The organism is Haloglycomyces albus DSM 45210 (assembly GCF_000527155.1).
GTDB lineage: Bacteria > Actinomycetota > Actinomycetes > Mycobacteriales > Micromonosporaceae > Haloglycomyces > Haloglycomyces albus.
This window is the reverse complement of sequence record NZ_AZUQ01000001.1, coordinates 1890148-1909550: the sequence shown is the minus strand read 5'-3', so window position 1 is coordinate 1909550 and position 19403 is coordinate 1890148. Positions and strand designations below refer to the sequence as shown.

At 57.5% G+C, this 19403-nt stretch carries 19 protein-coding genes and 1 other RNA gene; 11 read left to right on the top strand and 9 right to left on the bottom strand.

Going from position 1 to position 19403, the window contains the following annotated elements; genetic code table 11:
* The first annotated feature begins 4 nt into the window (after window positions 1-4).
* On the top strand, window positions 5-2512 hold the full coding sequence (locus HALAL_RS0108955; protein WP_156937682.1) for a glycosyltransferase: 2508 nt from the start codon (window positions 5-7) through the stop codon (window positions 2510-2512).
* 117 nt (window positions 2513-2629) lie between these two features.
* On the opposite strand, the gene HALAL_RS0108950 is transcribed toward HALAL_RS0108955, so the two are convergent.
* Together HALAL_RS0108950 and HALAL_RS0108945 are read right to left on the bottom strand one after the other, a co-directional pair.
* Complete coding sequence (locus tag HALAL_RS0108950) at window positions 2630-3178, bottom strand: hypothetical protein (protein WP_025273678.1); 549 nt, start codon at window positions 3176-3178, stop codon at window positions 2630-2632.
* 176 nt (window positions 3179-3354) lie between these two features.
* Window positions 3355-3801, bottom strand: a complete 447-nt coding sequence (locus HALAL_RS0108945; protein WP_025273677.1) for a hypothetical protein — start codon at window positions 3799-3801, stop codon at window positions 3355-3357.
* A gap of 295 nt (window positions 3802-4096) precedes the next feature.
* On the opposite strand from HALAL_RS0108945, the gene HALAL_RS0108940 reads away from it, so the two are divergent.
* Complete coding sequence (locus HALAL_RS0108940) at window positions 4097-5653, top strand: asparagine synthetase B family protein (RefSeq protein ID WP_156937681.1); 1557 nt, start codon at window positions 4097-4099, stop codon at window positions 5651-5653.
* 573 nt (window positions 5654-6226) lie between these two features.
* Here HALAL_RS0108940 and HALAL_RS17580 read toward each other — a convergent pair.
* Complete coding sequence (locus HALAL_RS17580) at window positions 6227-7237, bottom strand: endonuclease/exonuclease/phosphatase family protein (protein ID WP_025273675.1); 1011 nt, start codon at window positions 7235-7237, stop codon at window positions 6227-6229.
* A gap of 290 nt (window positions 7238-7527) precedes the next feature.
* Window positions 7528-7898, bottom strand: a transfer-messenger RNA (tmRNA) gene (gene ssrA, locus HALAL_RS18140).
* A gap of 254 nt (window positions 7899-8152) precedes the next feature.
* On the opposite strand from ssrA, the gene HALAL_RS0108930 reads away from it, so the two are divergent.
* A complete protein-coding gene (locus tag HALAL_RS0108930) occupies window positions 8153-8596 on the top strand; it encodes a DUF2269 family protein (RefSeq protein WP_084471931.1) in 444 nt (147 codons plus the stop codon).
* Between the two features lie 9 nt (window positions 8597-8605).
* On the opposite strand, the gene HALAL_RS0108925 is transcribed toward HALAL_RS0108930, so the two are convergent.
* Together HALAL_RS0108925 and mca are read right to left on the bottom strand one after the other, a co-directional pair.
* On the bottom strand, window positions 8606-9196 hold the full coding sequence (locus HALAL_RS0108925; RefSeq protein ID WP_025273673.1) for a YqgE/AlgH family protein: 591 nt from the start codon (window positions 9194-9196) through the stop codon (window positions 8606-8608).
* A 177-nt stretch (window positions 9197-9373) separates the two neighbouring features.
* The gene (gene mca / locus HALAL_RS0108920; protein WP_025273672.1) at window positions 9374-10246 is read right to left on the bottom strand and encodes a mycothiol conjugate amidase Mca; all 873 of its coding nucleotides are present in this window, start codon (window positions 10244-10246) and stop codon (window positions 9374-9376) included.
* A 335-nt stretch (window positions 10247-10581) separates the two neighbouring features.
* Between mca and HALAL_RS17575 the strand changes: the two genes are divergently transcribed.
* From HALAL_RS17575 to HALAL_RS0108885, 7 genes are all read left to right on the top strand, one after another.
* Complete coding sequence (locus tag HALAL_RS17575) at window positions 10582-11082, top strand: DUF4307 domain-containing protein (RefSeq protein ID WP_084471930.1); 501 nt, start codon at window positions 10582-10584, stop codon at window positions 11080-11082.
* A 7-nt stretch (window positions 11083-11089) separates the two neighbouring features.
* Window positions 11090-11587, top strand: coding sequence for a transcription elongation factor GreA (greA, locus tag HALAL_RS0108910; protein WP_025273670.1), 498 nt, complete (start codon window positions 11090-11092; stop codon window positions 11585-11587).
* Between the two features lie 181 nt (window positions 11588-11768).
* Window positions 11769-12971, top strand: coding sequence for a threonine ammonia-lyase (gene ilvA, locus HALAL_RS0108905; protein ID WP_025273669.1), 1203 nt, complete (start codon window positions 11769-11771; stop codon window positions 12969-12971).
* Between the two features lie 102 nt (window positions 12972-13073).
* Window positions 13074-13760: a uracil-DNA glycosylase gene (locus tag HALAL_RS0108900; protein WP_025273668.1), complete on the top strand. Its 687-nt coding sequence runs from the start codon at window positions 13074-13076 to the stop codon at window positions 13758-13760.
* Between the two features lie 25 nt (window positions 13761-13785).
* On the top strand, window positions 13786-14013 hold the full coding sequence (locus HALAL_RS0108895) for a hypothetical protein (protein WP_025273667.1): 228 nt from the start codon (window positions 13786-13788) through the stop codon (window positions 14011-14013).
* A gap of 1 nt (window position 14014) precedes the next feature.
* Window positions 14015-14293: a hypothetical protein gene (locus tag HALAL_RS0108890; protein WP_025273666.1), complete on the top strand. Its 279-nt coding sequence runs from the start codon at window positions 14015-14017 to the stop codon at window positions 14291-14293.
* 67 nt (window positions 14294-14360) lie between these two features.
* A complete protein-coding gene (locus HALAL_RS0108885; RefSeq protein WP_025273665.1) occupies window positions 14361-15146 on the top strand; it encodes an alpha/beta hydrolase in 786 nt (261 codons plus the stop codon).
* Window positions 15147-15170: 24 nt separating this feature from the next.
* Here HALAL_RS0108885 and HALAL_RS0108880 read toward each other — a convergent pair whose 3' ends face one another.
* Window positions 15171-16208 (bottom strand): glycine betaine ABC transporter substrate-binding protein, encoded by a 1038-nt coding sequence (locus tag HALAL_RS0108880; RefSeq protein WP_169732427.1) that lies wholly within the window; start codon window positions 16206-16208, stop codon window positions 15171-15173.
* 194 nt (window positions 16209-16402) lie between these two features.
* Between HALAL_RS0108880 and HALAL_RS18590 the strand changes: the two genes are divergently transcribed.
* Window positions 16403-16576 (top strand): hypothetical protein, encoded by a 174-nt coding sequence (locus HALAL_RS18590; protein ID WP_156937679.1) that lies wholly within the window; start codon window positions 16403-16405, stop codon window positions 16574-16576.
* A 21-nt stretch (window positions 16577-16597) separates the two neighbouring features.
* Here HALAL_RS18590 and HALAL_RS0108870 read toward each other — a convergent pair whose 3' ends face one another.
* Window positions 16598-17743: a glycine betaine ABC transporter substrate-binding protein gene (locus tag HALAL_RS0108870; protein ID WP_169732426.1), complete on the bottom strand. Its 1146-nt coding sequence runs from the start codon at window positions 17741-17743 to the stop codon at window positions 16598-16600.
* Window positions 17744-17847: 104 nt separating this feature from the next.
* A complete protein-coding gene (locus HALAL_RS0108865) occupies window positions 17848-19158 on the bottom strand; it encodes a protein kinase domain-containing protein (RefSeq protein ID WP_025273662.1) in 1311 nt (436 codons plus the stop codon).
* Between the last annotated feature and the right edge of the window lie 245 nt (window positions 19159-19403).

The following is a 19403-nucleotide window of genomic DNA, read 5'->3' as shown; positions in this document are numbered from 1 at the left end:
TCCCGTGTCAATTGAGCCCGGATACCATCAATTTCACCCCTCCCAGCTGCTACATGATTATGTAGCAGCCTTTCGGAGGGGACACAAGCTTACCCGGTTGGGAAGTACAGCGATTCGCCATCGCTCGCTTGATGCACGAGAACTGCTCGAATATTATGCAACAGGACAAACTGGCCTTGTCGCCGACCTCAAAGCCGCCCATTACGGTGACAAACGTCGGAAACGAATGCTTCGTTCGTGCAAACTCCTTATCGAGCCGGCACTTGAACTAGCCCGTGTTCTGGTCGCGCAACAAATTGAAGACGACGACCTCAATATTGGCTCTGACCTCTTCGAATTGGTACTTTCACGGTACGGTCCACGCTCGATCCCCTCGAGATACCAAACTCTCCACTGCGAAGTTGCCAATTTTCAGGCCGATTACCAGAGATTGCACGATCTTCTTAAGACCTACCAGGGAGTCCACTCCTCAGCCAAGACGGTACTTAAAATGAACCTACTACACCCAATCGTCCAAAAGACGGACGATTGGTCTGACTGGACTCATTCATTTGCCAAGATTATGCCGGCTACCACATATAATCTCGACCTTACCGTTGAAGGAGAGAATCTCGATCGGCTTACCGCGGAGCCTAGAAGTGATATCAACAGTGACGAACTGATTACTGTTATCGTCACCTGTTATCAGCCTAACCGGCAACTCCTTACGTCAGTTCGGTCGATCCTACGGCAATCATGGACAAGATTGGAAGTTCTTCTGATCGACGATGGATCCGGAAATGAGTACGACGGTATCCTAAATGAGTGCGCTGACCTCGACACGCGGGTTCGACTTATACGGCAGGCAGAGAACCGTGGCACGTATGCCGCCCGCAATCTAGGTCTTGATAAAGCACAGGGAACTTATGTCACATTTCAGGACTCCGATGATTGGTCACATCCGGAACGTATCGCCGTCCAGGTGTCGCAGCTAAAGAAAAGCGACAACCTCAAGCTGATTGCGGTCTACGCATTGAAGTTGCAAGGCAACCTCCTATATAAGCGCCTCGAGCGCCCTAAACGGGATTCCTGCTTTCCCAGCATGATGTTCCGCAAATCGGAGATCCAATCCGATATCGGCTACTTTCATGAACTTAGGAAGTCAGCTGACGGTGAATTTATTCGTAGGATTGAAGCGTATTATGGGGATGGTTCCGTCCGATTTGATTCCAATAACTGTCTCGTCATTATGAGGCAAGGTGACGGCTCCCTTTCCCGTTCCGACTTCGGCCCCGGTGGATGGATACACCCTGCTCGAGAAGCCTACCGCTTTTCTTATTCCTCATGGCACAGTCGTATCAGCAATAACGACGATTCACCGTACCTCCCCCGGGGAAAGGAACCAGAGCAGGTTCGCGCTACGTCGTATTTGCGGTCCAATCGTGGAGCGGAGAAAGGTGCGACACCCAAATACGACTATGTATGGGCCGGGGAATGGAGATACCTTGGCGGCCCTGCTAAATCGATGCTAGAGGAAATACGAACCTTGGCAGAGTCCGGTAAGCGACTGGGAATCATGCAGCTCGACGCCTATCGATTCGCTTCCTTGCATGTAAAACCACTATGCAAGGAAATTCAACGGCTAATAGACGACGGGACAGTCGAACGAGTTCTTCCGGCTGAAGAGGCCCAGATTCGAACTCTAGTCGTTCGATACCCACCAGTACTGCAATTTCAAAGATCTCGTCCATGTAACGTGACTGCCGATCGAGTATTTCTCTTGGCGAATCAACCACCTCGAGAACTAGATGGAAGCGACCTCCGCTACGTGGGCCGGCATTGTGCTGACAACGCCAAACGGATGTTTGGGACTGAAGCAGTATGGGTCCCGCAAGGACCAATGACTCGGCAGGCACTTCTCGACGACGGCACGATTCCATCGGATCGAATCGCCGACATAGACCTTCCCAGCATCCTGAACATCTCGGAATGGTATCTTCCCAGGAGCCGATTCCGAAACGACATCCCGGTTATCGGCCGTCACTCACGTGACAACCACACCAAATGGCCCGGGACTAAAGAGCAGTTGCTGAATGTTTACCCGGATTCACCTGAATTCGATATTCGAAGTATGGGAGGAACCAAATCCGCACGTCGTGTACTTGAGAGGGACACCATTCCTGCCAACTGGGTCTCGTTTGAATACGATGAGATGGCGATACAGTCGTTCCTCTATCAACTCGACTTTTGGGTGTACTTCCACCATGACATCCGTATCGAATCATTTGGCCGAGCAATTTTGGAAGCCATCACATCCGGATGTCTTGTCATTCTGCCACCACATTTCGAACCAACCTTTGGTGATGCGGCCGTGTACTGCGTTGAAGAAGACGTTATTCCGACAGTGCGAGAAATATACTCAGACTTTAATCGCTATCGTGAGCTCACTGAGCGAGCCATAGAGCATGTACGGAACACATTCAGCCATGAGAGCCATGTGGAGAGGCTTGAACTACTGGAAAAAAAGTACTGAATAGAAGGGGGTGAGTCTTTACTTTTAACGCATGGGAGGCTTACCCCTTCTTCCTCAAATTCCAGGTTCTTCGCCGAGTAATACGATTCTGGTATTCCTCTGCATAGGCCATTAGCACTAGGACCAAGTAGCGCTAGAAAGCAGCTCCTCGCAACCAGCCAGAACATCTTCTCTCGCACCGTCCCATTGACAACTGACATGAATCAATTCTGATTCAGCAGGAATGAAGTAGTTCTGTTGCTGAATACCATCGCCCAGCCGAGTATAGCGGGAAATAGCCGGATGCCCACCAACTTGACTGCGGTATATACTGAACTCTTTCGCTGAGTTATTTACCAACTTATCGAATTCAGCTACAAGTTCCTGCAATGATTCATGAGTTGAAAAATCATCATCATCTTCGATTTCATAACGAGTCAAGAAGAAGCGATTGGTTTCTGCGATTTCATCGTCATTAAAACCGTACGTCGTACCAGAACTGGGAAGATCTAGAGTGAAATCGTTCACTTCGTCTTCGATCTCGGCCGTACCGTCAGGCGGGCTGAACGAAGGTACACCGCTGGGGGCGGTAACCGGCTTCGCGTCAGGGACGTCCGATGTTCCTTCAGAGTCTGTAGATTCTGAGTCCTTACCGGAATCCCCACAAGCAGCCGCAAGTACGACCACTGCCGCCAGAATGACGCTTGAAACGGACCTTCTCATAACCGACCTCTGCAATCAATAATGGGGTGTCAGATTTAAATACGGTTGTACCGTCGTTAAGCACATTATAGGGTGTCGGTCAAAACCACGACACAATCGATCCCAGTAGATCCCGCCTGCACCAACCCCAGACTATGGTCTCAACGCCTATCCGTTGCCTTGCGGGGAGCGGGGATATCAGGCTGATCGCCAGCCGAGCCCATCAATATACACTGCTTGACTTCGTGATGGCGCACCGCATTTTCGAAACGTTCGTTCTCTACCGCAGCAAGAATCCGACGCAAGGAAAACTCATTGTGTTCTGGGGTCGCAGCCGATACATCCTTAGATACCTTATTGTCAATCGACCGAAGACGTTCGGTAACTTCGAAAATAAACGTGTTTTGTTGTTGAATTTGGTGCTCAATCCGGTTTTTAACAATCAACACGATCGCAATAAGCAAAGAGCACACAGCGAATACCGCAACCCAAGCCACAGTCGCGTACCCGAGTAGTAGGGCAGCAAATCCAACTACCCCGCACAGCGCGACCGCGGCTAGAATTTGAAGTTGTCTAACCGAAAAGCGGGAAAGTCCACGAATCCTCATGGGGAGACCTTTCAATCGGGGGCGACTGAAGCCAAAGGCAATCAATGTACGGGCTTTACGATTCGAATTTTACATTGATTAGGTGCCTAGCACCCAAGGGTCGTGCCCAGGGTGGGCTCAAACGCTCTCAGCGTTAAGAACGCAAACCCAGCACTCCCTTCACCTGGCTCTATAGGGGCAAGCTCACCAATACCTGAAGGGCACTACCGACGAACCACATTGAGCACACGTAATCGAAACGATATATTATTGACGTGATCTACCCTTGCCACCCTGGAAGTTAGGAAATCAATCAATGTCCATCTCACCAATCCTTCGATTTCGTCAAAAAATAGCAGATATCCTATCTCCCAGGAATGCGGACAACATTTCGGTGTCAAAGCCTCTAGCTGAATCCAAAATTCGGGATGACGGTGACAAGAGTTCACTACGGTATGCACGTGGATATCTACTTACCCACGAATCAGCAGCCAAGCCGGTGCGGCATTGGAGACAGATAGCTCTAGGCAACTATCACTTTACATACGATCCTCGCCTCCCATTCGCGTTGGCTGAACGACGAGGCACATTCGTCATCATCCTAGGAATTGCGGTAGACCTGGAAACATGGGCGTCCACTGAACGTGAGATCGCTCAGTTGCTACTCAACAGCCGCACAGAGGGTCGAGAAAACTTCAACCGGCGATTGGACATGCTGTCTGGCCGGTATGTAGTAATTGATGGGGATGAGGATACGTTCCATATCCAGGGTGATGCCGCTGGAATGCGAGCTATATTCTATTCTGAACGCCCGAATGGGGCGTGCGTTGGGTCCCACGCGCATCTTGTTGCCAGCTACGTGGGAGCCGCATATGACGCTCACTTCCGTGATCCCCAAGCCCTGAAATCTGAATTCAACGCATATGCCCTACCGGGTCGCGCGACTGCGTTTACAGGTGTATATACACTCACCCCAAACACCGAGCTGAATATTCTTGATGGATCGGTACGACGTATATACCCTCGACGCGAATTGGAACAAAACTCGCTTAAAGACGTCGTTGAGACCGTTGGATCACTCATGACCAATCAATTGCGTCATCTTGCTGCTCGAACACCACTTATCGTATCGGTAACCGCAGGTCTTGATAGTAGAACCACCCTAGCCATGACACGGGAAATCTCACAGAAGGCGCAGTACTTCACGTATGTTTCCCGTGGCGCGAAGAATGCAACACAAGCGTCCGAAGCTAGGGACGTCGAAGTTTCTCAGCAAATCGCGCAGCGATTCAATCTGTCTCACACGCTGATCGAACTTCCATCACGCTTTCCGGCTGAGCCGTTGAATTCCATTATGCGTGATAACTCTGCCAGGTCCAGTTATCCGGGAATCGGGCCCGCCCATCGGGATGCTGGATTTCCCAATGGGCTACACATCCGATCCAACCTATATGAAGTCGGGCGTGCATTTTTCCGGGCCAAACGTCCATACATGGACAAGATTGATGCTCTTGAAATGACCAAGATGCTAACTGGTCGCAAATCCGATGATGAGAAGCTCGTCAAATCGTTCGAAGAGTATATTGATACGACAGATTTCAACGTTGGACAGCGGTTTTGCAACCCATTCGACCTCTTCTACTGGGAGCACCGGTGCGGCGTATGGCTTAATGCTCATCTCACTGAAAGCGACGTTGCATATGATACATTCACCCTAGTAAATTCGCGATTCATATTCGAGAAACTACTGTCAGTGCCAGAAGAAGATCGGCTCAGCGGTCAAGCATTCATCAGTCTAATCACCGAACAATGGCCTGAAATGTTGGACATTCCTATCAATGGAAAGTTTCTTGGCCCTCGAGGTGACAATTAGAGCCTCAGCCATGACTCCTGACTCCATGAATGTCGCGGCCATAGGCGAACCCACCGTTGCCATGGTAACAATATGCACCTCAATACGCTTTACTAGAAAGTGAAGTACCAGCCGTTCAAGTCCAGAATGCAGTCGTTTGTGGAGTATCCGGAATCCCCACCTTTTTACGTTCATAGTCGCACTCGGGATGGTATATGCAATAGCCTGGCAGATTAGCCTGTGGAGGTCACTTCCGACTGAGCGGTAACCGTGGTGTGTGAGGTTTCATGCGGTCATCCTGGTTTGGGCCGCGCTGACACTGGTTGCGGAAGCGACGCTTGATGCGACGGCCGCCCCGGCAACTGTGAGTGCCCCTCGGTGAGGGGCTTTACCTTGGCGTTCCGTTCATATGCATGTCGAACACCTACGCATTGCTGTAAGCGAAATACGCAATCCACATATTGTCACGAATGCTAAAGACGTGCTCTACCACCACATCTATGATTCCACAAGATCCATGCGGGTCTGTTTCGTTCACCTAAAGTGCCCTCCCATATACATTTGCACTCCGAAGCTTCACCGGTTGCAGGAAAATCATGTAGACGGCACGGTCAGCGTTGCCAGGATCGGTCGGTGATCCGAACCGACGTCGTTCAATACTTGGAAGTCCTCCACCCGTATCGATTCGTCGACAAGGACATGGTCCAAAACCAGCCCCGGAGCACGCAGGTTGCCGTCAAAATACCCGGGCATTCGCCAGGTCGCGGTGAGCCCATCACCCATGAGCGAGGCCGCGTCCTGGTATCCGTCGTCGAGAAGCCCGCGAAGGACTCCGTGGTCTACGGTGGCGTTGAAATCTCCCGCAAGAATCCACGGCACGTCGCCCTCGGGACGGGGAATACCCGCGAAATCGTCACGCCACATACTCACTCGCTCGGAGCTGACCGGGGCGGCCGTATGAATATTGGCGAACCGGAAGGCCACGTCGTCGTCGATCCGTACTTCGAACTCGTTCTGATGGAACAGGCTGTCGCCGTCGAAGGCGTTCGTCTCCGTCGCGCTCAACTGTGAATAACAGCCCGCTCCCGCCGCGTTGGTGTCGTTGGGGGCGACGAAGCCGTGCTCGAAGTCCCAATCGTCTCGGGTGTTGACCACTCGGTGAACCTCGTTGGTGAGCTCTTGAACGCACAGAACATCGGGTTGATGCCGCTCCACGAGCGTAAACACGGCGTCCATGTCGGCCGAACCCACATAGGCGTTGACGCTCATAATCGTCACTTCGGCACCCGTGACCTCGCGCTGGTCGCTGGGCACCATACGAGGGACAAGAAGCGACAGCAGCACCACGCCCGCGATCGCACTGCAGAGAGCGGGAAGACGTGCCCGAAGCAGCAACTGCCCCACGGCCACTATCAAGAGGGCGGCCGCAACCCATGGCGTGTAGGCAATGAGCCCGATCAGTGGGTATCCGAACTCGAGACCGAACAAACGCAGGAACAGAAAGATCCCGGCCCCGACTGACGCCGCCCAGCAGAGGAGGCGAACGATACGTTGTCGTCTGGTGGGTTCCACCGGGTCCGATGTTGTCTCCGAATCGATTTGCATCGCGGTACCTTCCTGAGAGGGGTCGACCGGACATCACACGTCCTCGTATCCAAAGTAACCGCCGTGAGCAAAGGCGTTCGGTCCGCTGCCACGAGTCCGACGACGACGTTCGGAACCAGGTGGCGGCTCCGCCGTGTACGGGGTTCGACGGACTCATCGGCGTCGCATAGCGGGATTCGCTTCGTCCATAAATTCGTACACAAAAGGCGTCCTCGGCTCGTCCGTGTAAACGATGGACGAGCCGAGGACGCCTTTTGTATGCTCGGCATTTTACCTGGTAAACCAGGTTTTCGTGGAGCTGCTGGGAATTGAACCCAGGTCCTCCGTTGCCTCAGTGAGACTTCTCCGGGCGCAGTCCGCTGTGTCTTTTATTGAGCCCCACTGATCACGCGGACAAGTCGGTGTGACGGGCTCTAGTCGCCGTTTGTGTCGTCAACACCCCAGCGACGAAGATGTCAACCTAGCATCCTTAATGATGCCGCGAATCCGGAACGGATGCTTATCCGGTGCGACAACTTCGCTATCGCTTAAGCAGCGAGGGCGAAGTCAGTGCGTTTTGCGTTGGCACTTATTGGTTTCCAACGTTGGTTAACGAGACAGCGTTGGCTTCCTCGGCCCGCTTCCCTCACCTCAACATACAGAGTCGAAACCGATCAGCCCCTGGTTGAGGGAGTAAGCTCCCCTATTCGATTATGTATCCATCCTATCCTACCGGCCACAGTGTTCTCAAACGGATTTCCTCAGCCCGAATTGTGTCTGTTATCGCAGGTCTGGCCGTTTCACCCGGTGACATCTCCGTCAGTCGGCATTGGCCCCACCCCAGGTGCTCCCTACCGCTGCGGAGCACGCGTCCCGTTCTGGACCGAATGGTGGTCAAGTCCCACGCGAACGGCGAGAAACTCTTAGCATAAGGGAATGAATACACTATTGGTGATCATTCACATACTTGCGGTCGTGGTAGTGGTAGGACCGGCGATGCTCTTGCCGTTCACCGCCATTCCCGCCCTGCACGCCCATGACGCTGAGCGCGTGTCCCTGGCCGGTCGCCGCACTCTGCTTTTCAATGGATTGACACTGGTAGCGGCGGTGCTAGGTATCTTGGCAGCCTTGACCGCCGATGAGAACGTCTTCGCCGAGGTATGGATGGTCATCTCGGCCACTCTCTATGTTTTGGCGCTCATCAACGGGTTGGTGCTTCTTCCACCGCTGATGGCCAATGCTGCCAGCGCCTTGGCTGACGGCGCGGCGGATCTGGACGTGGAGAAGATCGAACGCAGAAGCGGACGTCTGGCCGGATTCGCCTGGGCCAACATCGCCCTGTACAGCGCCGTCATCATCCTCATGACATGGCAGCCGTAATCCGGTGGTCTAGTTGTACTCGGCTTCCGGCGGATAGTTGGCCATGGCCGCCAACATACCGCCTTGGCGTTTCCATATTGTCGACCAAAGATCGTCGGGCGCACCGAAGAACGGATCGGTGGGAAGTGCGTCGAACACCATCCAAGCGCCCGCATTGATCTCTGCCTGCAGCTGCCCGGTCTCCCACCCCGCGTATCCGGCGAAGACCCGCATTCCGTCCAGCTGATCGTGGAAGTACTCCGGGCCCTGTGACAGATCGAGCGTCCCCAAACGCCCGGTGACGGGGCGAAACACCGTCGAACTGGGCGCGGACTCCTTGCGCCACCCCAGGGCGATCGCGGCGTCGGGTTGCACGGGACCGCCTTCGAACATGACGGCAGGGTCACCTGCCAATTCGCCCCAATCTCCGAGAACCTCCATGACCGGTAGTTCGGTCGCCCGGTTGAGCACCAACCCGAGCACCCCGTCGTCCTCCTGCCCTACGGCCATCACAACGGTTCGATCGAAGTTCGGGTCCTTGACGATGGGAGTCGCGACGAGGAGCGAACCGACGTAGGAGTCGCGAATGACGGGGCGGGTACTGTTGGTGTTGGTGATCATGGCGTTCACCTCCAGGCAGATAACCGTTTTACGCACGGTAGCGTGTTAAAAAGCTATGCACCCACATTCCCGCACTTTTTTCCGAATAACACTCTTGTGTCGGGATCTAGACTATTACGGGACATACAGAAACGGCTTGGAGCCCCCGCCCCAAGCCGATGGAGGCCTCTCAGCCGACTAGCGCAAGCCGGCGAACAGGTCGTTTTCCGGTTGATCGGTTTCCACGGTCGACTTCACAAGCTGATAAGTCTCCCACGGCCACGTCTTCTGCTGCAGGTCCAGCGGTACCGCGAACCAGAAGCCGTCGGGATCGACCTGGGTGGCGTGTGCTTTGAGCGCCTCGTCGCGCACCGCAAAATGTTGCGCGCACTCGACTTTGGTGGTGATGCGGGCGCTCTTGTCGGGCATCTTGGAACGGCGTTCGATCCAGTTGGCGTACGGAGACTCCAGGCCCGCATCCAGCATGGCATTGTGCAAGGCTCGCAGCTTGTCGACGGTGAAGGCCACGTCGTAGTAGAGCTTGGACGGCTGCCAGGGCTCTCCACGGTCGGGGTAGGCCTCCGGATCACCGGCGGCCTCGAACGCCGCCACACTGATTTCATGGGTTTTGATGTGGTCGGGGTGCGGATACCCGCCGTCTTCGTCGTAGGTCACCATGACCTGCGGCTTGAAGTCACGGATGAGCTCTACGAGCGGAGCGGCGGCCTTGTCGGTGGGAACCCGATAGAAGGAGTCCTCCGGGAGTTCTACATCGGAATCCCTGGTCCAGCCCTCCGGCAAACCGGAGTCGGTAAAGCCGAGCCACGACTGCCGCACACCGAGAACCTCCCGTGCCGTCGCCATTTCCGCCGCTCGGATGGAGGTGATGTTCTCCCAAACCTCGGGACGATCCATTTTCTCGTTCAAGACCGAGCCGCGTTCGCCTCCCGTACAGGTGACGACAAGCACCTCAATGCCCTCATCGACGTAACGCGCCATGGTGGCGGCCCCCTTGGAGGATTCGTCGTCGGGATGGGCGTGGACGAACATGGCTTTGAGCTTTTCAGGCATGGTTGGGTCCTCGTCGCTTATCAATGGGCCGGATTCGGCGACGCTCTTGCCCCTATGGCGACCACCGCAGAACGGCGACCTACCAGCGTGACACGAGCGGTCGTTCGAACCGAGCCCACGGTTCGGCTACTCTCAGAGCTCTCCGACGATCCGCACGTCACGACAGTGGTCAACCGTAGTGATATTGTCGCAATGAGCGAGATACGAAGAAATCTCATTATGTGACTGGGGACTGACTAGGTCTGATGCGACTTGTCAGGTCACGCATTCTGTGCAACGATACCCGTTAACTGATTCTTCCCGGAACATGCAGCCATGTGTTAGAAAGTAGTGTGATGACTGCTACATCCGAACGGCGAAGGGATTCTGCGCCATCCTTTCCGCCCGGACGGTACGGACGTCGCCGCGAGCCCCGAAAGTCGCGCAAGTGGATCGCCGTCGGCCTTACCGGTGCAGTCGTGGCCATTGGAATTGTGGTGGCCCTTCGGATGGAATACCTGTATGGTTCGGAATACAGCGCCGATGTTTTGGCGTTCAGCAGTGAGGAAGGATACGTCGAGGTGACGTTTGTGGTTAATAAACCAGCAGGTGAAGGCGCTACCTGCCGGGTGAGATCCCGAGATGTGGCCGGTGCGGAAATCGGTCATGCCGAGGTTGAGATCCCCGCGTCAGAAGCCCGACGCACTCAGGTGACCTACAAACTGACCGTTGAGGGAACACCCAATACCGGCGAAGTCCAACGATGTTGGCCGACGGAATTAACGTTACTTGTTAAAGCCGCCGCCGGTCATTTCGACTCGGCGGCTTTATTTATACGTATCTTAAGTGGGAGGTAATTAACCAATGACGACGACCGACGCCAACAAAGCCACCTGGCTGACCCAGGACGCCTACGACCGGCTGAAGAACGAGCTTGACGAACTCATTGCCAACCGTCCCGTTATGGCCGCCGAGATCAACGAACGTCGAGAAGAGGGCGATCTGCGGGAAAACGGCGGTTACCACGCGGCGAAGGAAGAGCAGGGCAAACAAGAAGGCCGAATTCGTCAACTCGAAGACCTGTTGCGCAACGCCAAGGTCGGCGAAATATCCACCACCGACGAAGTCGCCATTGGTTCCGTCATCACCATCGCCTTCGACGGCGACCCCGACGACACCGAACGGTTCCTGCTGGGGTCCCGCGAAATCGGAGCGACCACCGATATCGACGTCTACAGCGCCGAATCCGACCTGGGATCCGCACTGGTGGGACACAAGGTCAATGACACCGTCACCTACCAGGCCCCCAACGGCGCCGAGCTGTCGGTCAAAATTTTGAACATCGAACCTTTCGAAGGATAACGCCACCGCCCGGATCGGGTTCCGCGCCAAGGAATGAACTTGTATCAGGCGCGCGGAGTTCGTCATCCGTGACGGCTTCATCCCGGCATTCGAGTGCCGGGATTTTTTCGTGTGCGGTGAGCTACTCGAGTCGCAGCTCCTGCCGGTCGGTGCCGCCGCCGCGGAAAGTTAGCATAAGGACGTGAGTGAAACCGTAAACGTCGCCGAGATCCGCAGCGCCGCGGATCTCGTAAGCGCCATCGTTCGACACACGCCCTTGGAACCGGCCCGGGACCCGGGCGTGTCCAATGTCTTTCTGAAATGCGAAAACGTTCAGAGAGCGGGGTCCTTCAAGATCAGAGGGGCCTATAACCGCATTGCGAACCTCAGCGCTGAACAGAAGAAACGAGGAGTCGTCGCCGCGTCCGCCGGTAACCACGCCCAGGGAGTGGCGCTGGCGGCGGAGAAGCTGGGCACCAAGGCGACCGTATTCATGCCCGAGGCGGCACCGCTTCCGAAGGTAGCGGCGACCAAGGGGTACGGCGCCGAGGTCGTCCTGACCGGACACTCGGTCGACGAGGCACTCGTCTCCGCCCATCGTTTCGCCTCCGAAACCGGTGCCGAACTGATCCACCCCTTTGACCACCCCGATATCGTGGCCGGTCAGGGTACGTGCGGCCTGGAAATTCTCCATGACCTCCCGGATGTGCAGACCATCGTCGTGTCGCTCGGCGGCGGCGGTCTACTGGCGGGGATCGCCATCGCCGCCAAGGCCATGAAGCCGGACGTGAAGATTGTGGGGGTCCAGGCCTCCGAGGCGGCCGCATGGCCCGAAAGCCTCAAAGCGGGACAACCCACTCCGGTCGGTGACATGCACACCATCGCCGACGGAATCGCCGTGGGACGCCCTGGAGCCGTCCCCTTCGAATACGTCAGTCAATACGTCGACGAGGTCATCACCGTCAGCGAGGAGGACATCACCCGTGCTCTTCTGTCGCTGTTGGAACGCAACAAGCTCGTTGTGGAACCGGCCGGAGCGACCGCCTACGCCGCCATACACAGTGGAGCGATTGATCCGCTGGGACCAACTGCGGCCGTACTGTCCGGCGGAAACATCGACCCACTGCTGCTGATGCGTCTGATCGAACACGGCCTCAGCGCCACCGGGCGCTTTTTGCGCATCAACGTACGCTGCCCCGACCGCCCCGGAAACCTCGGTCATATCCTCCAAGTCATCGGGGAACACGGTGGGAACGTCGTCGACGTCGCCCATATGCGCAGTGATCCGAGCTTGGGAATCGGCGAGGTCTCCATCGACATCTCCATCGAAACCCGGGGCCCCGACCACGCCCGGGACGTCGCCGACACCCTCCGAGCGCACGACTATCACGTCAGTCACGCATAATGGACAGGAGTATTGGCGGGGTGTGTCCACTTTTGTCACACCCCGCCAATATCCTCGTTTAACGTGCAACCAGACAAAACACACATGGGATTTCCGAATACGATGCCTAAAGATCTCACCGAACTACTCGATCCGGGTTGGGCCAAAGCACTCGAGCCCGTTCGAGATCAGATCGCCGACATGGGCGAATTCCTCCGGTCCGAAGTCGAATCCGGACGTCAGTACCTCCCGGCAGGCGAACATATTCTGCGTGCGTTCCAGCAACCGTTCGACGACGTCAAGGTCATCATCGTGGGGCAAGACCCCTACCCCACACCCGGCCATGCCATCGGGCTGTCCTTTGCCGTAGCCGCCGACGTGCGTCCACTACCGCGCAGCCTGGTCAACATCTTCAACGAGTACCGCGACGACCTCGGCCACCCGCTCCCCGCCAACGGCGACCTCAGTCCGTGGGCCACCGAAGGCGTACTGCTTCTCAACCGGTCGCTCACCGTGGCACCGGGTCAGGCCGCATCGCATCGCGGCAAGGGCTGGGAGGCGATCACTGAACAGGCCATCCGGGCCTTGGCCGCTCGGGATAAACCGGCGGTGGCCGTTCTGTGGGGTCGGGACGCCCGTAATCTGGCGCCCATGCTGAAGCCGATTCCCGCGATCGAGTCGCCGCACCCGTCTCCTCTGAGCGCACGGAGCGGATTCTTCGGTTCCAAGCCGTTTTCCCGCGCCAATGAACTGCTGAAAGAGCAGGGGGCGGAGCCAGTTCACTGGGAGCTGCCGCCACTGGCGGAGTAACGTTTCCGTGCTCTAATCTGGAAGTGTGGATGAGCTCGCACTGATGGCACAGGATTTCGGCCCCGACCGCGCACCGGCGCTGGCCGGGCCGTTCGGCCTGTTTTTGACCCTTTTCCTCATCGTCGTGGTGATCTTTTTGATCCGCGGCATGAACAAGCACATACGCCGCCTCAACACTCGGCTGCAGACCGAGGCCGACGCGGCGCACCGCGACGCCGGTGACGACGAAGCCGGTCCCAGCGCCGCGAAGTAGCATGCCACGGCGAAATCGACGGCAACCCAACAATCCGCCACCGCTGCGTGCGAGCATGGAACGCCGCGTCGTGAACGACGGCGATCAGCGCTGGCAGATCAGGCACATCACCTCGCAGAAGGCCGAGAAGCTCTACCGCTGCCCCGGTTGCGACCACCTCATCCAGGTTGGCCACGCGCATATCGTGGCCTGGGACGACGATGGCGACGGCGACGACCGCCGCCATTGGCACAAGGGCTGCTGGAACGCTCGGAAACGGCGTTCGCCGGGCTTTAAATAACGGCGTACGGGTCTGCACGTGTCCGCTGACACAGCGGTCGTGCATGTCGGGGCGTTACCATTGGGACGTGTCTGTTATACGTTCTTCGAGTCGATTGCCCGCCAAACGCGAGGCCATCACCCTGACCACGGCGGACGGTTTCGATCTGGTCGGAGAGTTGGCTCTACCGGCCGACTCCGAACCCGAAGCCACCCTTATTCTGCTGCATCCCCTGCCCACCCACGGCGGGATGATGGATTCGCACGTCTACCGTAAGGCCGCGTGGCGTCTACCGGCCTTGGCCAATATCGCGGTACTGCGCTTCAACACACGCGGCACGGAATCTCAGCAGGGTAAAAGCGAGGGCGAATTCGACGACGCCGTCGCCGAGCGCTTCGACGTCGCCGCGGCCGTTGAATTCGCCGAATTCCGCGATCTACCGAACGTGTGGATCGTGGGTTGGTCCTTCGGTACCGATCTGGCTCTGAAATACGGCCGCGAGCCCGGAGTCGAAGGCGTCATTCTCCTGTCTCCTCCCCTGCGATACACCACGGAGGACGAACTGCGAGCGTGGGCCGAGGAAGACCGCTCGGTCGTGGCGCTGATTCCCGAGCACGACGACTATCTGCAGCCGCCGGAGGCGAAGGAACGGTTCGCCGCCGTTCCGCATGCCGAGGTCGTTCCGGTGGACAACGGTAAACATCTCTGGGTCGGTCAGGCTGAGACGGTGCTGGACGAGATCGTGGCGCGAGTGGCACCACGTCGTTCACCGCTGCCGACAACCTGGGACGGTCCCATGGAAAAAGGCGATACCTCCGCCTATAAGAACCAGACCGTCGCCGCCTACGGCGGCTTTCTCCCCAAACCGGAATAACACCGTCGAACGCCGGGGAACTCGCTAGTCTTCCTCGGCGTCGCCCTCTTCAGTGTCACCGATTCCACCGGAGGTGATCTCCCGTGGTTCGTCGTCCAGGAAATCTCCGATCGGATTGTCCATGATCCACTCGGAGAGATTGCGGGAATTCACCGACAGATCGGAGAAGTCGGCCGCGGTACTCTGCATCTCCAGCAGATGCGTGGTGTCCATACTGAACGACGCGAAGGCCTCGGCGAGCTCCGGGTGATCCAACTTGAACCCGTCCCTGGACAGAATACGCATGTTGGAACCGTACGACCCCTGATCGTCGGGGTCACTGGCCATGATGGAATGGGACATCATCGTGGACAACAACGGTATGATCACCAAGGCCAGCGGAGTCTCGCCGTCCTCACGCATGGACTGAAACTCGATGGCCACCTCGGTGTCGTCCAATACCTCCATGTCGAATCCCTCAATGTCGTAGTAGGGGAAAACCTCTTCGATAAAGTGTTCCCCTTCCGCCTCCCAGGATTGCGGAACCAGGAGGGTTTCGCCGAACTCCTCGGCCTTTCCTTGCAGGTCACGCAGTGAGTCCACCGTACCTTCCATCTCATCGGGTAGAGCGATGTGGATTCCGACATTCTCGTTCCAGGCCCCGTAGTCGTCATAACGAACGTCCTCGATTGAGCTGCGTACTCGACTGGGGAAGATGGCGCTGAGATGCACATCGGCCGTACCATTGCGAAATGCGGTGTCAACCGCATCCGAATCAAGGGAGTCGATCTCGACCAACTCGACGTTCCAGCCGCTCCGTTTGAGAGCACTGGTCCAGTACTCCGCCGTAGGGCCGTCGAAGAACGATTCGGGTGGATCGGTGATCACACGGATGGTCGTGTTCGTCCCTTGCGGACTCGGCAGACGGTGGTCGTCGGGAAAGTCGCCGCTCTCTTCCTCGTCGTCGCTCTCCGTCTCGGCATCGACGCCGGCGACGGCGGCGTACTCGCGTGGTTCGTCGTCGAGATACAGGTAAGTGGAGAGCGAACCGAACGTAAAGGCAAGCAGCAGACTCAGAACCACCGCCACAGCTTTCCAGGGACGTCTCCGGGGTGGCTGCGGCACAGGTGGAGGCGGCGCGGAATACGGTGGTGGCGGAGGCGGCGGAGCTTGACCGGGGCCAGGATCAAGTGAGTAATGCTGATGGGAATGCGAAGGATACATCAAATCAGGATACGTCAGTATCCGTGTGATGGAAACGGCAGCGTTGACGCCTAGTGCCACCGAAAGTCAAACGGAGACGATACTGGGACGGGATCGTGGCGCGGGTGACACCACGCCGTTCTCCTCTGCCGACAACCTGGAACGATCCCATGGAAAAAGGCGAAACCTCCGCCTATAAGAACCAGACCGTCGCCGTCTACGGCGGCTTCCCACCCAAACCGCAATAGTACAGGCGAACACCGGGGAACTCACTCGTCGTTCTCTTCAGTGTCACCGATTCCACCGGAGGTGATCTCCCGAGGTTCGTCGTCCAGGAAATCCCCGATCGGATTATCCATGATCCACTCGGAAAAGTTCCGGGAATCCACCGACAGATCAGTATAGACGGCCGCGGTACTCTGCATCTCCAGCAGGTGTATGGTGTCCATATTGAACGACGCGAAGGCCTCGGCGAGTTCCGGGTGATCCAACTTGAACCCGTCCCTGGTCAAAATACGCATGTTGGAGCCATACGATCCTCGATCATCGGGGTCGGGAACCACGATCGAGTGGGACGTCATCGTGGACATCATCGGTATGAACACCAGGGCCAGCGGAGTCTCGCCGTCCTCACGCATGGATCGAAACTCGGGGTCCACCTCGGCTTCCTCCATTACCTCCATGTCGAATCCCTCAATGCCGTAGTAGGGGAAAACGTCTTCGATAAAACGCTTCCCCTCCGCCTCCCAGAATCTCGGCACCAAGAGGGTTCCACCGAACTCCTCGGCCTTACCTTGCAGGTCACGCAGGGACTCCACCCTCCCTTCCATCTCATCGGGTAGAGCGATGTGTAGCCCGACGTTCTCATTCCAGGCCCCGTAGTCGTCATAACGAACATCCTCGATTGAGCTCTGTATTCGACTGGGAAAGAAGGCGCTCAGGTGCACATCGGCCGTGCCTTTGCGAAAAGCGGAGTCAATCGCGTCCGATTCGAGGGCGTCGATCTCGACCAACTCGACGTTCCAGCCGCTCCGCTTGAGCGCACTGGTCCAGTAATCCGCCATAAGGCCGTCGAAGTAGGACTCCGGAGGATCGGCGATCACGCGGATCGTCGTGTCCGTCCCTTGCGGACCTGGCAGACGGTGATCGTCGGGAAAATCGTCGGTCTCCGCCTCGGCGTCGACGCCGGGGACGGCGGTGTCTTCGTGCAGTTCGCCGTCGAGATACAGGTACGTGGCGAGCGAACCGAACGTAAAGGCAAGCAGCAGGCTCAGAACTACGGCCGCCGCTTTCCAACGGCGTCTCCGGTGCTGCTGCGGCACGGGCGGAGGCGGCCCGGTGTACGGCGAAGGTTCCGGAGATTGACCGGGGTCGATGTCGAGTGAGTAATGCCGATGGGAGTCCGAAGGATGCATCAAATCAGGGTACGTCAACATTCGTGTCATGGGTTTGGCAGCGCTGCCGCCTTGTGCCGCCGATGGTCAGCCGATCGAACGGAGCTCGGACGGACCTCATTCGCTCAATCCGCGCATTCCAGGTGAACCTTCACTTCTTCGGGCACGGTTGCCGCCGTGCAGTCCCGAATCCGTTCGAGACGATCATTACGTACCTGCCAGGCGATGGGAACGGCCGCCGATTCGGTCTCTTCTCCGCCCCCGCTGCCGCCCGTGGTCTCCACATAGGCGGTAATGAAACCCGACGAACCGCAGTCGCGGTCGACGACCTCTCCGTCGGGATAGGTATTGTCGACCAATTTGCTCAGTTCGGTCTCATCAGGACAGAGCGGCGGCTCTTCGGTATTGGTGGCCGCGTAGGTCGCCAGCGCCACGCCGCCCAACAGTGCACCGGTCAGTGCGAGTCCGGCCGTACCGGTCGTCACCTTGCGCAGACGACGGCGAAAACCGTCGGGTTCACGTTTCCGGGAGCTGATCTCGAGTTCGGTGGACGTATTGACCGTGACCGGACGAAGACCCGTCTGCGGCAGTTGAGTGTTGGGGATGTTGACGGGGGCCATTCGCTGCACGGGGATCGAGGCTATATCGACCTCCGACAGGGAGGAGGCCAGGTCCGAGGCGCTGGGTCGCTGCTGCGGTTCCGACGACAGGCAGGCGGCGAGAAGTTCGCTGATGGTCCGGCTGACCCCGGGGATGGGGCCGACCGGCGCGGCGCGGGTCAATGGATCGGTGATACTGGCGCTTTCCGGACGCGCCCATGGAAGGACGCCGCCGAGAGCCGTATAGAGAACGGACCCGAGTGCGTAGACGTCGGAAGCCGGGGAGGCCGCCACTTCACCGGCGATGGCGGCGTCGAGGTGTTCGGGGGCGGTGTAGACGCTCGCGGGCAAGGGCCGGGCAAGGACGGGGGCGGTATTGTCGTAGCCGGTAAGCTGGAGGATTTTATTGCGTCCGACCAGGATGAAGCTGGGTTGTACGGCACCGTGAATGAGGCCGTGGTGATGGTAATGGGCGAGCGCGTCGGCAAGGGCGACACCGACGGCTCGTACTTGCCCCGTCGGTAGCGGCCCGCCTTCCAACAGCAGGTCGGTCAGGGTGCGTCGGGTGGTCTGGAAGGCCATGTAGGGCCGCCCGGATTCGGTGAGTCCTGCGGTGGCGCAGTTGCTGAGATGCGGGTGCGTGGTCGCACCGGCGAGACGAGAGGCCCATTCCAGGAACACCTCGCGTCGGGAGCCGTCGACGCGTTCGTGTCCGACGGTGATGGTGACGGGGGAGGCGGGATCGTCACTATGATTTCCACTGAATACGCTGGCAACCGGGTCGCGATGCAGTAAACGGTCGATCGTGGCGGCGCCAACGGCGTTTGCGGAAGTCAAGTGTCACCTCCCTTTTGAGCGTTCTGACCGAGTAGTAGGTTTTATCCCAAATGTGAGGCTATCAAGTTTCCCTCTCATTGTTGAGGTGTGGTCGCGCAAATTTACACGAGTTACTGGTCACGCCAAGGGAATTGCCCTAGGTAATGTATTGAGTGCGATTCGTGGTGTGAGAGGGTGGCGCGAGGTCGGGCCCCGGCTCGGCCCCTGAGCGTACCAGTTGCAGCGGCGATGAACCCGTCGTGACT